The following is a 13792-nucleotide window of genomic DNA, read 5'->3' as shown; positions in this document are numbered from 1 at the left end:
ATTTTGACAGATTTTATTCAGTGATTTCAAATATAATTGCCCAACAAACCGAACTTGACACAAAAACTATGCTTTAAAACTATGCATTTCAAACAATAATAAGTGATATAAATAATGTGTGCTAGGTGGGGAGTCAGCGGTGCCTTGTAACCCGCAATCCGCTATAGCGGGGCTGAATTCCTGCAGGAGAATACTGATTTCCGTTTCAAGAATAATAAGCGGTGTTGAGAATCAAGCCCGACGCAATTGTAAACTGTGAACCTTGTCAGGTCTGGAAGGAAGCAGCAATAAGCAGATCTTGCAATGTGCCGTTGGTCTACTTGGTTTGAGCTGGCTGTTATCTCTTGTTATGGAATAGGTATCGAATGCAGGTGCACACTTTTTTTAAAAATTTGAAATTTTCAATTAAGAATTAGGAATTAGGAAATGGCAAAAAAGTACAAAGTACCACGTGGAACTTACGACATATTACCAAACGAAAGTTATAAGTGGCAGTACATCAAAAAAATTTTTCGAGAAACAGCTGAACAATTCAATTTTCAGGAAATTGTTACACCGATTTTTGAACAGACGGATGTTTTTGAACGCAGTGTGGGTGACAGTTCCGATATCGTTCAGAAAGAGATGTATCGTTTTCAGGATAAAAAAGGCAGGAATTTTGCTTTACGCCCGGAAGGAACCGCTTCTGTAGTTCGTTCCTTTGTAGAAAATAATCTCGGAATGACCGGTGGAAATTCCAAACTCTATTATATGGGGCCAATGTTCAGATACGATCGTCCGCAGAAAGGACGTTATCGACAATTTTATCAATACGGTATCGAAAATATCGGCAGCGACAATCCATTTATCGATGCGGAAGTGATTGCTTTTGGCTATAAATTCCTTTCAAATCTTGAACTCAAGAATTTTGAATTGGAAATCAACAGCATCGGCTGTGAAAATTGCAGTAAAGATTACGATAAAGCACTTGTGGAATACTTTACACCAAATCTCGATAAACTTTGTTCAGATTGTAAAACAAGAATAGATAAGAATCCAAAAAGATTGCTGGATTGCAAAGTGCCAACATGCAAAGAAATAGCAACGGATGCTCCTGATATGTTTGAATATCTGGATGAAGAATGTAAAACGCATTTTGAAGAAGTAAAAAAATATTTGAATCAAATGAAAATTCCATTTAAAGTGAACCCCAAAATCGTGCGCGGTTTGGATTATTACAACAAAACAGCTTTTGAATTCCTGGATAATAATCTGGGAGCACAAAACGCTTTGATCGGCGGTGGAAGATACAACGGATTGGTACGACAGTTTGGTGGCAGAGAAACGCCTGGTATAGGTTTTGCAGGTGGTTTTGAACGTCTAATTTTATCGATGGAAACTGAAAAGGTATTTTTCGGAGAACTTCCGAAACCTGATGTTTTCCTGGTTTTAATTGGCGATGAAGCGAAAAACAAAGCTGCCGATATGCTTCTGAATTTACGAACTAATAATATCAAAGCTGAATACAATCCTGATAAGGAATCTTTGAAAGCACAGATGAAAGCTGCCGATAAGGAAAATGCCAGATTTACGATCATTATTGGAGAAGATGAGATCAAAAAAAATATCGTAGTTGTAAAAAATATGCAAAGCGGTGAACAGCAGGATATTTCAGCAGAAAACCTGGTTTCCTTTCTGCAATCTAAAACAAAAAAATAAGTAAGTAAATTTTTCTTGACCAAAAAACCTGGCACTCTAAAAAAGTGTTTGCTAAAAAATGAAAATTATTTAGTGTATTTTAGTGAAATTTAGAAAAGAAAAAATTTATTTTTGGAGGAAAATATGAAATTAAAACCACTTGATGACCGAGTTGTGATCGAGATGAAAGAAGAATTGGCTGAGAAAAACGTTGGTGGAATCATCATTCCCGATACAGCCAAAGAAAAACCACAAATTGCTGAGATCATTGCAGTTGGTACTGACGAAGAACTGCAGGAATTGGTAAAAGTTGGTGATAAAGTGATCTTTGCCAAATATGGTGGAGACGAGTTCGATCTGGAAGGAAAGAAAATTAAAATAATTTCTCGCAGCGACATCTTGGCTGTAATCGAATAAAACCGAGGAGGAAAAATGGGTTTGATCGAAGTTAATCAAGACAATTTTGAACAGGAAGTTCTGCAAAATGATCTTCCAGTTTTAGTAGATTTTTGGGCACCCTGGTGTGGACCGTGTAAAGCGTTATCTCCAACGGTGGAAGATATTGCAACAGAATATGATGGCAAACTTAAAGTTTGCAAGATCAATATCGATTCAAGCCCAAATGTAGCTAACCAGTTTTCCATTATGTCGATTCCTACTTTGCTCATCTTCAAAGCTGGAAATGTGGAAGGACAGATCATCGGTTTGGCCAGTAAAGATAAGATCGTTGAAAAGTTCAAAGATTTAATTTAAAATAATTCATTAAGAAAACCTCCTGAGTAATCGGGAGGTTTTTTGTTTTTAGAAAAACTAACAACGAATAAAGAAGATTAAAACTGAAAGATCAGCGATCAGGCTGATCGTTTTCTTCAACAGAATTGTTTGCTCTTTGATTTCTGTGTCTCAGCGTCTCTGTGTTGAACAAATCACCAAATGATTTCCCAACGGCTGTGTTAATAAATCCTGAACAGAATATTCATCATCCAGTTTCACTTTTATCTGCGTTCTACACAAATTATCATCATTTCCGGTTTGGATTATCTTTCCTTTTACCTGCCAGAATTTATTAAGTTCTTTGCCACCCAATCGGAAAATCTCAATTTCCTGCAAAGGAAATTCTCCCTGAATTCCCACACCGATTCCCGATTCAAAATGTGAACGGATTTTGAAATTGGAAACCAGACTGCAGGGAACTGTGCAATGTGCCAGAATCAATGAATTATCTTTCATGTCAATTTGAGCTGGATTTGCCATCCAGGGGAGATTACCGGCTTTTTCATAAGCCCACATCATTCCGAGAGTGCTGACCAGATCGCCTTCGCACCCAGCAATTATTCTTTCGTCATTTAAGCGGGAAAGTGCAAAACAGCCGGTAGTTTTCAGGTCGAGAACCAGATCGAAACAACGAATTGTTACGGCATCAAGATTGTACTTGGAAATCAACTTTTTCATCGTTAAATAAACTCGAATGTTATCGTCTATTTCAGATTGGGAAGGTTCAAGAATTGATTTCGCCTTAGAGATAAATTCTGTTTTTATTACAGAAATTTCAGAATTTGGGATTGCTTTAAATAAATCTTTCAATTCGTCCAATTTGATCTCGATTACTTCAGCACCAAATGCTTCTTTCACAGTTGCAATCCTCGGACTGCTTGCCACCAGCCAATCAGAAGGTTTACCGATCAATCCGATTCGTTTATCGGATAAAATATCTTTTTGCGAAAAATATTGAATGCTCGGAGATTTTGGAGATGTAGTTTCAAATTCTACTGCGGGAAGATAAATAATTTTTCCTTCAATATTTTCCTGCTGCAATCTTGCCAATACTTCCAAAGCCGCAGGAAGAGAATTGTGGGTAGCGTGAGCCAGCAAGACAACTTTTTCATTTGGATGCTTTCTTAAACGCTGTTGATGTATATCAAGGATCTGCTGTTCGGTTCCACCGGTAACAACAAAGTAATAGAGAAGTTCAAAATCTTGAATCGAATCAATTGATATCTGCTGACAAGCCAATTTCTTAAAATAATTGGCATTGAGTTCAATAATCGATTGAATCTCTTTATCTGAAATAAAATCTGATGCTACTGGTAAAAAATCCATTTCTCCTCTATAAGAGGGGTGCGGCTTCAGCTGTGGGGTGTGTAATTTCTTTCATAATTTTCTTTTAACCATTGCGGAGGTTTTCAACCATCCGCAAGGTTATTTCCTAAATATCTTAACGATCCTTTCTGCAGTTTTGCCATCCCAGTATTTGGGAATTTTACCATTTTTTATATTGCCATTCAAAATTTCTTTCGCTTCTTTTATGATGTCGTCGGTTTCCAGTTTTACAAGTTTGTTGGTTCCTTCCCAGATAGTTATCGGTCTTTCTGTATTTGGTCGCAAAGTAAGGCAGGGAACTCCAAAATAGGTCGATTCTTCCTGTATTCCGCCGGAATCGGTAAGAATGAATTTTGCTTCCATCTGCAATTTCAAAAAATCGTAATACCCAACTGGATCTGTTAAAATAAGATTAGTCATTTTCTCTACTTTTTCTTCCAAATCAAATTCTGAGATCTGCTTTCTGGTTCTGGGATGGATTGGAAAAACAAGTTTGATCGATTTGGAAATTTCTTCGAAAGCATTCAAGATTGTAAGCAATCCTTTTTCGCTATCTACATTGGAAGGCCGGTGCAGAGTGATCAGAGCATATTCTTTTTCTTTGATTGCGATTTTTTTTAGGATATCAGATTGTTTTGCCTTATCTTTGTATTGTATCAGCGAATCGATCATGATATTTCCAACGAAATGAATTTTTTCTTTGGGAACGCCTTCATTTAGTAGATTTTCGTCTCCGTCGGTAGAAGGTGTGAGAAGATAATCGGAGATTGCATCGGTTAAAATTCGATTAATCTCTTCCGGCATGGTTCGGGCAAAACTGCGCAGTCCTGCTTCCAGATGTGCAACCGGAATGTGCAATTTTACGGCATCGATAGCGCAGGCAGAAGTGCTGTTCACATCGCCGGCAACTATAACCAGATCAGGTTTTTCTTTCAGCAGAACTTTTTCATAGCGCTCCATAATTCTGGCAGTTTGCTGACCATGTGTTCCGCTGCCGACTTCTAGATATTCATCTGGTTTTGGCATTTGCAGATCATCAAAGAAAAACTTACTCATGCGTTCATCATAATGCTGTCCGGTGTGGATCAGCTTCAATTCAAATTCTTCCGGAAATTTGGCAAACTCTTTATAGAGCGGTGCCATCTTCATAAAGTTCGGCCTGGCTCCCACGATAAGATGGATTTTCTGTTTTTTCAATTTTATTTCTCCTAAATCTTTTTTTTATTCAGTCTCCCTTTAGAAGGGGAAGAGGTTTAATAATCAAAATTATTTATCTGACAAAACCCCTCTTCGACTTCGACTTCGTCTTCTTCTCCCCTTACGAAGGGGAGCTTAAACAACTAACAAATAAATCAATCGAACAGATAAAAAAGATTATTTTTGTTAGTCTTGTTCGTTTTTTTATATACTCCATTCAAAAGTAAAAATGAACTTCTGATTTTCCTCGTAACTAAAAGTCGCACCTAACGTTTTGGTAGGTTGGAAATGAATTCCCGGTTGAAAAAGAAATTCATCACCAAATTTGTTTCGACTATCTTCATTCCAGACATATTTCAATTCTGCAGTAAAACTTAGCATTTCTCCAAATACATCCCAGGGAAAATATAACTGCTCTGCAATTACAGCTTCAGAATTGCTGACGAAACAGGAAACAAAAGAGTAATACATAGGTAAGCATATAGTTCCCGTGATTCGAGGTGAAAAATTCATTTCCTTAAAATTTTTATTACCAATTTCATTTGGAATATCTTCGCTTTCCATTCCAGCACTAATACTGTAGCGAACAATTCTTCCTGCATGGGGAAGAAGCTGCAGTCTAATGCTTGAATTATAGGTGTTGAACTCCTCATTTTGCCAATAATTTCGTACGATAAATTCCGCAATTCCCAATCTCAATGAGAAATCAATTTTATCAGCTTTGTAAGGTGCAATTCTTAGCTTAAAGTCGGTTGAAAAAAGCTTTTTGGAAATGCAGGCAGTTTCGATGCTGATGATGCGTCTTGGTGGCTGCATGCACAAGAAATCTTCGTAAATACCGTATTCGATATCTTCTTTTTCTTTTTTGAGCTGAAGTTTTTTCTTCTTATAATCTAATTCAGTCTGATCCTTTTTTAATTCTTCCGATTTCAGCTGCTCATCCAGTTGATTCATCTCTTGAGTTTGAGCCAGGATTTCAGCTTTTCTCTGCTTTTCCAATTCGATCTCATTTTGAATAAGGTCAAAAAAATCTTCTTTTACTATGCAGATCAAACTGAAATATTCATCTTCATTTTCATCGTAATATCGTTCTGTTATAAAAACTCCCCGCAATATCATATCAGTTGTAATTTCGCTGGTCATACTGAATTCTTCAGAAGCTTGCGAGTTGATTTCTGTTCTTTTATTCAGGATAGATTCAGCTATTTTGATCTCGACATTCTTGGCAAACTCACATCTTGCATCATCATCAGATTCTTTAAAACTATTTCCAATTCCAATTCCAAAATAATATTCTTGAGCATTTTCTATTGCTCTTCCTGCTATGAAGGCATTTACCCATTCAGGTTCTTGTGCAACCAAGTTGGAGATCAACGCTAATACTAAAAATATTAAGCTATTTTTCATATAATTAATCCTCGAAGTTCCCCTTTGGGAGGGGGTTTGATTTTGATAATCAAATTTAAATATCTGACAAAACCCCTCTTAATCTCCCCTTACGAAGGGGAGCAAAATATTTCTTTCGCAATGATTCTCATAAAATCACTCCGCCGCCCAGCAGATGATCTGTTTCATAAAAAACAGCTGATTGACCAGGCGTTACCGCTCTTACCGGATTTTCAAGGATAACTTTCAAACTTGTTTCACAACATTCTAATTTCTTGATGGGGACAGGTTTGCTATTGTAGCGGATTTGAACAGAAATTCCATCTTTCTCTTCGGGAATTTTATCGATCCAGTTCACTTTATTGATTCGAAATTCAGAAACCAGCAGATCATCAGGATCATCTGTAACTACGAGTTCATTTTTCTCAACATCCAACTTTAAAACAAAAAGGGCGGATTTCCAGGGAGTGTTCAAGCCTTTACGCTGACCGATTGTGTAAAGTGGTAATCCACGGTGTTTTCCAATTATTTCTCCATTTTGCAAAACTATGTTGCCTGATTTAAATTCGAGATGTTTTTTTAGATAATCTTCATAATGGCCTTTGATAAAGCAGATTTCCTGGCTGTCGGTTTTTTCATGAACCGGCAGAAGCATTTCTTTTGCGATCTTGCGCACTTCCGGTTTTGTTAGCTCAGAAATGGGGAAGAGGGTTTTGGAAAGCTGCTTCTGATTCAACGCCCAGAGATAATAGGATTGATCTTTGTGGGAATCTTCCGCTTTGTGAATTTGGAAGGTTCCCTTTTCATCGATCAATTTCACATAATGTCCGGTTGCCACTTTTTCTGCTCCCAAAGCCAAAACCTGATCGTGAAAAACTCCCCATTTGATAGTGGGATTGCAAAGCGTGCAGGGATTTGGAGTTCTTCCTGCTTTATATTCATTTATGAAATGATTTTCTACTATATTATGAAATTCAGTTTGAATATCCAGAACATGATGCGGAATCTGCAATTTTTCACAAACTTTTGCCGCATCCAAAATTGCCTGATCGATTCCTTCATCAACATCAAAACCATAAGCTGAATTGTCAAAATGGTGCATCGTTACACCGAAAACTTCATGTCCTTGTTTCTGCAAAAGTGCAGCAGCTACTGAACTGTCCACTCCACCACTCATGGCAACGGCAATTTTCATTATTTTTCCTTAACAACTAACAAAACTAAGAAATTCTACCAATCTTCAATGCTGTTTTCATAGTTTTCCATGGCTTCTAACCAATCAGGAAGCATTTCTTTTATTTCCATTTTTAAATCATCGAGATCGTCTTTTGAAATAAGTTTTTTTTCATACATAAAAGTATAAAATTTCTTAATGCTTGCTGCAGAACTTTTTATAAAAGCTTTACTGGACCAAAGAGCTTTTCGAATAAACCAATCACCCAAAAAACCGCTTATAAATTGGGTACCTTCAACTGCTTTGAATGAATCATAATAATTCAAATAATCATTAATGTAAAAATCAACATTCAACCTATGATTATGTATAGTCTTAGGTTTAAGTCCCTTTTTTCTTAAATAACCTTCAAATTCAGCTAATAATTTTTCGTTTTCCTTTTCATTTTGCTGAACTTCCTTTTGGAATTCTTCATAATCTGACATAAATCATCCTTTTTTCCTTTTAATGTCTGCACCCATTTTTTTCAGTTTTTCTTCAATGCGTTCATACCCACGATCGATGTGATAGATGCGGGAAATGGTGGTTTGCCCTGATGCTGCCAAACCTGCTAAAACCAGAGCAGCACTGGCGCGGAGATCGGTCGCCATCACTTCTGCTCCGCTTAAAGATTTCACTCCGTTAATCGTAGCTACATTTTTATTCATTATAATATCAGCATCCAAACGATTCAATTCTGCCACATGCATAAATCGATCTGGGAAAATCGTGTCTTCGATGATACTGGTTCCGTTTGCCAGAGTCATCAAAGCCAGAAACTGAGCCTGAAGATCTGTGGGGAAGAGCGGATAAGGTTGAGTTTGTATATCTGTTGGTAAGATATTTTCGGCAGGAATAACTTTGATCGAATTATCATTAATTTCAAAGTTGCAGCCGGTTTCTTTTAATTTTTCCAATAATATCTGAATATGATCGGGAATGCAATTTTCAATAGTGATTGGGCTTTTGGTTATTGCCCCAGCGATGACAAAAGTACCTGCTTCGATGCGATCCGGGATCATTTCCATTTCTGCAGGATGCAGTTCTTTTACTCCTGTTACCTGTAAATGATCGGTATTTTTGCCTTTGATGTTCGCTCCCATCAAATTCAGAAAATCGATCAAACTACCAATTTCCGGCTCGATCGCAGCGTTGTAAATATTGGTTTCACCTTTTGCCATTACTGTAGCCATCAAAGCATTGGCAGTCGCACCCACACTCACTTTTGGGAAGGTGATATGTCCACCTTTCAGCTTTTTGGTTCTGGCAAAAATGTAACCATGTTCAATGGTTATTTCCGCCTTCAAAGCTTCCATTGCCATCAAATGCAGATCTACCGGACGCGTGCCAATCGCACAACCGCCGGGAAAGGAAACTTTTGCTGTTCCAAAACGAGCCAGAAGCGGCCCCATCACATAAATTGAAGCGCGCATTTTACTGACCAGTTCATAAGGAGCTTCGCAGAAGCTGGCATGCGTGGCATCAATCTCCATGGTATTGTCTTCAAAATCGATACGTGCTCCGATCACTCGCATCACATGTGCCATCATTTTGATGTCGTTCAGATGCGGAACATTATGCAGAACCGATTTTCCTTTGGCCAGCAAGCTCGCTGCCATTATCGGCAGGATGGCATTTTTGGCTCCGCTGATCTGTACCGAGCCTGAAAGTGTCTTTCCACCATTAATAATAAATTTATCCATAACTAAATTCCTTTTAATCCCACTTCTAAATGATTTGCTAATTTATCAAGTGCAATTTTATGTTTTGCTATTTCCATCTGGGAAAGATTGTATAATTTCCACCTGATTGCCGGCAGATTCTTGATATGATCAAATTCCAGCAAATCCCATTTTGGCTTCAATTTCTTAAAAGAAAGGATGAATTTTTCTCTTTTTAATCTCTTCTCAATAATCCTTATATTACCTATTTTTTCTCTTGTATAACTGCTAAATCTTTCCAGCATAGAAGAAATTTCAGATAATGTTTGAAGGCGATTTTTTACAGGCAGATAGGTTAAATCAATATCTACAGAAAGACGTGGGTAATCCCTTACAAAATAGTTAATTGCTGATCCGCCTTTCAGAGCAAAATCTTTTTCATTGTTCAAAAACGGCACTAATTCCAACAATAGATTTGCCTGATTAAAATACAGGGATTTCATCATTCCTATCCAATTCTGGAACCGTTATCAGATATTTTTTGTTAAGTTTACCATTCTTATCTATAACCCGTTTTCCATGTCCAAGATAGATATTTTTTAATTTTAGTTTTTTGAACCAATGTTGTTCGAATTCTTCGGCAAAATATAAGAATAATCTCTTCACCTTTATTGAGTTACAGCTTTCCAACAATAACTGAACCAAATCAGCTCGAAGTGTTGTAAGATTTTCAAATATTTTGTATGCTTCATCGAAACTCTGATTTTGAGGGATGTTATGCAACATCTCGAATGAAGCCAATTCGGAAGAAGCTATTTTTATTGAAAAACTTTTATGCTGATAATTCACAAAATAACTTTCAAGGAAGTTTGAGAATAGATTAGTAGGGCGAAAGATACATTTATCAGCATCTTGCAGTTTGAAAAACCACGCAGGCAATCTATCTTCCTGCGAACTATACATATAAATGTTGTGAAAACGAAATGGCAGATAATGTGTCTTTCCAAGAAGCTGCAAGGCGGATTTTCCGGCAGGATGAATATCCGAATGATTCTGAGTTTGCAAGGTGTAAATACCACCCAGCCAATCTACTTCGTCTTCTTTTTGTTTGAAAGCCCCTCTTCCGAGGCTTTCTATCCAGTTACTTTGTTTATACTGATATATCAAGGCATCACTGAAACCAAGACTTTTTAGATAGGCAGATGTATAGATAGTTCCTTTTGGCCAATCTTGTAATAATCGGTTTATTTTTCCCATAATTGATCAACTAATCCTTTATTTTAATTCATCAAAATAAACCATCTTTGGTTTAATTTTCCTTATCTAAATTTATTAATAATTTATCTATGAGACAAAAATTAAACCAAGTTGATTATCCTGCAAGCAATATTTTCTATTCAATCCGCATCATCCGATCGAATCCGTTCAAATCCTGAAAGACTTCGATTCCAGTAAAACCGTTTCGCAGAGCTATTTCTCTGATCCTCTCTGCCTGATCATAACCGATCTCGAAATAAATTTTTCCATTATTATTCAGGAATTGCTTCGCTTTTTCCAAGATTTGCCGATAAAAATAAATTCCATCCTCATTTGCCAGCAGTGCACTTTCCGGTTCGAATTTTTTGATTTCGGTAGAAAGCTTTTTGTATTCATCTTTTGGAATGTAGGGCGGATTTGAAACGATCAGATCAAATCTTCCTGAAATATTATCAAATAGATCGGATTGGATAAAATCTATTTCTGTCTGATTTGTTTCGGCATTTTCTTGAGTTGTTTTTAGAGCTTTTCCCGAAATATCAGTAGCTGTAACGCTGGAATCCGGCAGTAGTTTTTTGAGGGTAATGGCGATACAACCACTGCCGCTGCCGATTTCCAATATTGACTTTTCAGCAGGATTTTCATCGATGATTTTTTCTACCAGCAGTTCGGTTTCGGGGCGGGGGATCAGCACGGATGGATTTACTTTGATTTGTAATCCATAAAATTCAGTTTCACCTAAAATGTACTGGATCGGTTCGTGATCTATTCTTCTTTGAATTGCTTTTTTTATTTTAATTTGACTTTCTTCAGAAACTTCATCATCAGCATGAAGATTCAATTCCAGCCGATTGATTCCTGTGAAATGAGAAATAATGAGTTCAGCATCCAGTTTGGGATTGGTGCTGCCGGCCTGTTTCAAACTATTTTTAGCTTGTTCTAACAAATTTAATATTTTCATATGATTGAAACCCCTCTCGGCTAAAGCCGTATCTCCCCTTGACAGGGGAGAATTTATTCGATTTAGAACTGTTATAAAGCTATTCTTTTCTTTCATTTTTCTTTCACTTTTTCTTTCACTTCCCCCTGAAAAGGGGGACTGAGGGGGTTAATGTTTTAATCATGCTGCTGTGTGTTTGTCTCAAATATGGATGTTTCATATGATTGAAACCCATTTCCGGCTAAAGCCGTATCTCCCCTTGACAGGGGAGAATTTCTTCGATTTAGAACTGTTATAAAGCTATTCTTTTCTTTCATTTTTCTTTTACTTTTTCTTTCACTTCCCCCTGCCTGCCTTGCCAAATTCATACGAAGGCTGGTGAAGGGAGAGTGAGAGGGTTGATTTTTTAATCATCCGCTTGTGTGTTTGTCTCAAATATGGATGTTTCATTTTTCCTTTTCTCACTTCAAAACAAGAGAATGAAATTCGCTTTAACGGGCAAGAAAAAAGAAATCGCGAATGTTTGTGAAAATCATGATTCGTGAAGGAATCAGTAGACGGGAGTTAAAATGGGAATATATCACTGGCTTGATCAAGTTAAGAAGGGTTGACGGTTAACGGTCAAGGCTATGTGCCGTTTTAATCAATAGAAAACCTCGACGCTTGCGTCGGGGTTTTCCGAAATTTCTCCTCTGTTTGAGGGGAGATGCCGAAGGCAGAGGGGTAAATAATGAAAATTCGATTTTCAGCTTGCTGAAATAAATTTAGCGAAATACACCTTGGCTCTGCCACGGTGATAGTCAAATTTAAGAATTTTCTTTATTGGCATATAGCCTATGTTATCGGTTGGATTTAGGAGTTTGAAAGTAAATTCTTAAAGCATTTTCGTCCCATATTTCATTTTAAAAACGCAATGAGTCAACAGCCATTAGATGAGCTTCTTCATTATTAAAATTGTAAAGTTTTACATAAGTCTGGGAATTCTCATCATCACTCTGTGGAGTTATTACGACAAATTCCATTTTTGTGGAAGATGATGGATTATGATCAATCCAGGTACCAGAGTTAACATAAATCGCCTTTTGCCCATTATGATCTAAGGAAACTTCCATGTCTGCAACATGTGTATGTCCAAAAACAACAATTCTCACATCAGAATTAGGATTTTCAAAATACTGTATCTTAGCTTGTTCACTCAGTTCACTTTCAGATGCTGAGTTGGCAATAGCACGATCTGTAGGAATAGGAACAGTAACATGGTTATGTGTTTGCCTTTGATCCCATGTGTCCTGAATGCCTCTATATAACACTACATCAATTTCTCCGCCCGGAGTAGTTTGGTAAGGTACGAGATCATTGACGGAGTAGGTGTCGGTAAAACCATCAAAATTTGTTACAATTATATTTTCATCAAATGTGTTATTTATCTTAAGATATTTAATAGCCCATTCCCAGATTTCCCAATATGCAAATAAAAGATCCTGGCTTTCACCACCAGATTCATTTGGAGTAACAACCGACAAAATATCTCCTGCTACAGCCGGATAACCTTGCGACGCATGAAGAGCGCCTATTCTTGTAAAAAAGTATCCTGGCGGTGATATTGTCCCCGGAGCGATATCTTGATTTGAGAAAGGATCGGGGGCACAAAAGAAGTTGTAGCGATGTCCATGTTCAATTGCAATTTCAGGATAGCCGATTGGAGAGTAAGTTCCTAGTCCAAGTTCAGGATCGCGTTCTTGATTTATACCTGGAAGAATTAGTTCAACACTTGCTTCAGTTACTGTTAAATCGTGGTTTCCCGGTACATAAGTTACTAAAATTTCCCCTTCATTAATTATGTCGTTAAAGGCGTCAATTACACCTTGATTGGTTGCCGCTATGCGTTGTACAAAATCTGCTTGATCGTTTCCTTGATAAGTATCAATTGTAGCTGGTACAAACCATTCATCAAGTAAATCTCCAGCAATAACTAGTTCTTTAATATTTGGTGATACCTTTATTTTTAATAGTAAATTCTCTAAAGCTTCAAGGTTATTTTTACACTCGGCATAAGCAAGATCTGCCCCAAGATGCATATCGCTGATAGTTACTATCATGTTTCTTTCATTTCCGCCATTACTGAATGGATCAATACCTTGATCTTCACTTTCAACTGAATTACTGCAAGATGTTATTGCACTTAACAAGGATATTAGTAATAGTGCATTGAATAATCTTATAAGTCAAGTCCAAATTTGTGTGTAAATTCCTCATATTGGATTTCACGCAATTTTCTTGATTAGTTATTTGTTATTTTCTTTCTTTGATTCATAATACTCGTCCATTATAAAATACTTTTTACCAGTAATCCATTTTTCG

General features: G+C 37.0%; 13 protein-coding genes and 1 other RNA gene. 4 read left to right on the top strand and 10 right to left on the bottom strand.

Annotated features, from left to right (window positions below; translation table 11 throughout):
* Positions 1-116: 116 nt before the first annotated feature.
* The 4 genes from ffs (at position 117) to trxA (ending at position 2430) form a co-directional block, all read left to right on the top strand.
* An RNA gene (gene ffs / locus K9N40_01885) (signal recognition particle sRNA large type) lies at positions 117-379 on the top strand.
* Between the two features lie 47 nt (positions 380-426).
* Positions 427-1698, top strand: a complete 1272-nt coding sequence (gene hisS, locus K9N40_01880; GenBank protein MCF7813212.1) for a histidine--tRNA ligase — start codon at positions 427-429, stop codon at positions 1696-1698.
* Positions 1699-1821: 123 nt separating this feature from the next.
* A complete protein-coding gene (locus tag K9N40_01875) occupies positions 1822-2094 on the top strand; it encodes a co-chaperone GroES (GenBank protein ID MCF7813211.1) in 273 nt (90 codons plus the stop codon).
* Positions 2095-2109: 15 nt separating this feature from the next.
* Positions 2110-2430, top strand: a complete 321-nt coding sequence (gene trxA, locus K9N40_01870) for a thioredoxin (protein MCF7813210.1) — start codon at positions 2110-2112, stop codon at positions 2428-2430.
* A gap of 150 nt (positions 2431-2580) precedes the next feature.
* Here the strand turns inward: trxA and K9N40_01865 are convergent, their stop codons facing one another.
* From K9N40_01865 to K9N40_01820, 10 genes are all read right to left on the bottom strand, one after another.
* Positions 2581-3777 carry a fucose isomerase gene (locus K9N40_01865; protein MCF7813209.1) on the bottom strand — a complete coding sequence of 399 codons (1197 nt, stop codon included), beginning with the start codon at positions 3775-3777 and terminating at the stop codon, positions 2581-2583.
* Between the two features lie 99 nt (positions 3778-3876).
* Positions 3877-4974, bottom strand: a complete 1098-nt coding sequence (wecB, locus tag K9N40_01860; GenBank protein MCF7813208.1) for a UDP-N-acetylglucosamine 2-epimerase (non-hydrolyzing) — start codon at positions 4972-4974, stop codon at positions 3877-3879.
* A gap of 204 nt (positions 4975-5178) precedes the next feature.
* The gene (locus tag K9N40_01855) at positions 5179-6381 is read right to left on the bottom strand and encodes an LPP20 family lipoprotein (GenBank protein MCF7813207.1); all 1203 of its coding nucleotides are present in this window, start codon (positions 6379-6381) and stop codon (positions 5179-5181) included.
* 127 nt (positions 6382-6508) lie between these two features.
* Entirely contained in the window at positions 6509-7555 is a 1047-nt protein-coding gene (gene mnmA, locus K9N40_01850) for a tRNA 2-thiouridine(34) synthase MnmA (protein MCF7813206.1), read from the bottom strand.
* 35 nt (positions 7556-7590) lie between these two features.
* Positions 7591-8019 carry a recombinase gene (locus K9N40_01845; GenBank protein MCF7813205.1) on the bottom strand — a complete coding sequence of 143 codons (429 nt, stop codon included), beginning with the start codon at positions 8017-8019 and terminating at the stop codon, positions 7591-7593.
* Between the two features lie 3 nt (positions 8020-8022).
* Entirely contained in the window at positions 8023-9276 is a 1254-nt protein-coding gene (gene murA / locus K9N40_01840; GenBank protein MCF7813204.1) for a UDP-N-acetylglucosamine 1-carboxyvinyltransferase, read from the bottom strand.
* A gap of 2 nt (positions 9277-9278) precedes the next feature.
* Positions 9279-9740 carry a nucleotidyl transferase AbiEii/AbiGii toxin family protein gene (locus K9N40_01835; GenBank protein ID MCF7813203.1) on the bottom strand — a complete coding sequence of 154 codons (462 nt, stop codon included), beginning with the start codon at positions 9738-9740 and terminating at the stop codon, positions 9279-9281.
* A complete protein-coding gene (locus tag K9N40_01830; GenBank protein ID MCF7813202.1) occupies positions 9718-10491 on the bottom strand; it encodes a type IV toxin-antitoxin system AbiEi family antitoxin in 774 nt (257 codons plus the stop codon). Before K9N40_01830 ends, K9N40_01835 begins: the two co-directional genes overlap by 23 nt.
* 136 nt (positions 10492-10627) lie before the next feature.
* Complete coding sequence (prmC, locus tag K9N40_01825) at positions 10628-11452, bottom strand: peptide chain release factor N(5)-glutamine methyltransferase (protein ID MCF7813201.1); 825 nt, start codon at positions 11450-11452, stop codon at positions 10628-10630.
* 881 nt (positions 11453-12333) lie between these two features.
* Positions 12334-13530: a metallophosphoesterase gene (locus K9N40_01820; protein MCF7813200.1), complete on the bottom strand. Its 1197-nt coding sequence runs from the start codon at positions 13528-13530 to the stop codon at positions 12334-12336.
* Between the last annotated feature and the right edge of the window lie 262 nt (positions 13531-13792).

It is taken from the genome of Candidatus Cloacimonadota bacterium, assembly GCA_021734245.1.
Lineage (GTDB): Bacteria > Cloacimonadota > Cloacimonadia > Cloacimonadales > TCS61 > B137-G9.
The sequence above is the reverse complement of the archived record's forward strand: the minus strand, read 5'-3'. Positions and strand labels throughout refer to the sequence as shown.

Bases quoted from the DNA above. Each gene is read 5' to 3' on its own strand.
- hisS (MCF7813212.1), top strand. From the start codon at position 427: ATGGCAAAAAAGTACAAAGTACCACGTGGAACTTACGACATATTACCA.
- K9N40_01875 (MCF7813211.1), top strand. From the start codon at position 1,822: ATGAAATTAAAACCACTTGATGACCGAGTTGTGATCGAGATGAAAGAA.
- trxA (MCF7813210.1), top strand. From the start codon at position 2,110: ATGGGTTTGATCGAAGTTAATCAAGACAATTTTGAACAGGAAGTTCTG.
- K9N40_01865 (MCF7813209.1), bottom strand. From the start codon at position 3,777: ATGGATTTTTTACCAGTAGCATCAGATTTTATTTCAGATAAAGAGATT.
- K9N40_01855 (MCF7813207.1), bottom strand. From the start codon at position 6,381: ATGAAAAATAGCTTAATATTTTTAGTATTAGCGTTGATCTCCAACTTG.
- mnmA (MCF7813206.1), bottom strand. From the start codon at position 7,555: ATGAAAATTGCCGTTGCCATGAGTGGTGGAGTGGACAGTTCAGTAGCT.
- K9N40_01845 (MCF7813205.1), bottom strand. From the start codon at position 8,019: ATGTCAGATTATGAAGAATTCCAAAAGGAAGTTCAGCAAAATGAAAAG.
- murA (MCF7813204.1), bottom strand. From the start codon at position 9,276: ATGGATAAATTTATTATTAATGGTGGAAAGACACTTTCAGGCTCGGTA.
- K9N40_01835 (MCF7813203.1), bottom strand. From the start codon at position 9,740: ATGATGAAATCCCTGTATTTTAATCAGGCAAATCTATTGTTGGAATTA.
- K9N40_01830 (MCF7813202.1), bottom strand. From the start codon at position 10,491: ATGGGAAAAATAAACCGATTATTACAAGATTGGCCAAAAGGAACTATC.
- prmC (MCF7813201.1), bottom strand. From the start codon at position 11,452: ATGAAAATATTAAATTTGTTAGAACAAGCTAAAAATAGTTTGAAACAG.
- K9N40_01820 (MCF7813200.1), bottom strand. From the start codon at position 13,530: ATGATAGTAACTATCAGCGATATGCATCTTGGGGCAGATCTTGCTTAT.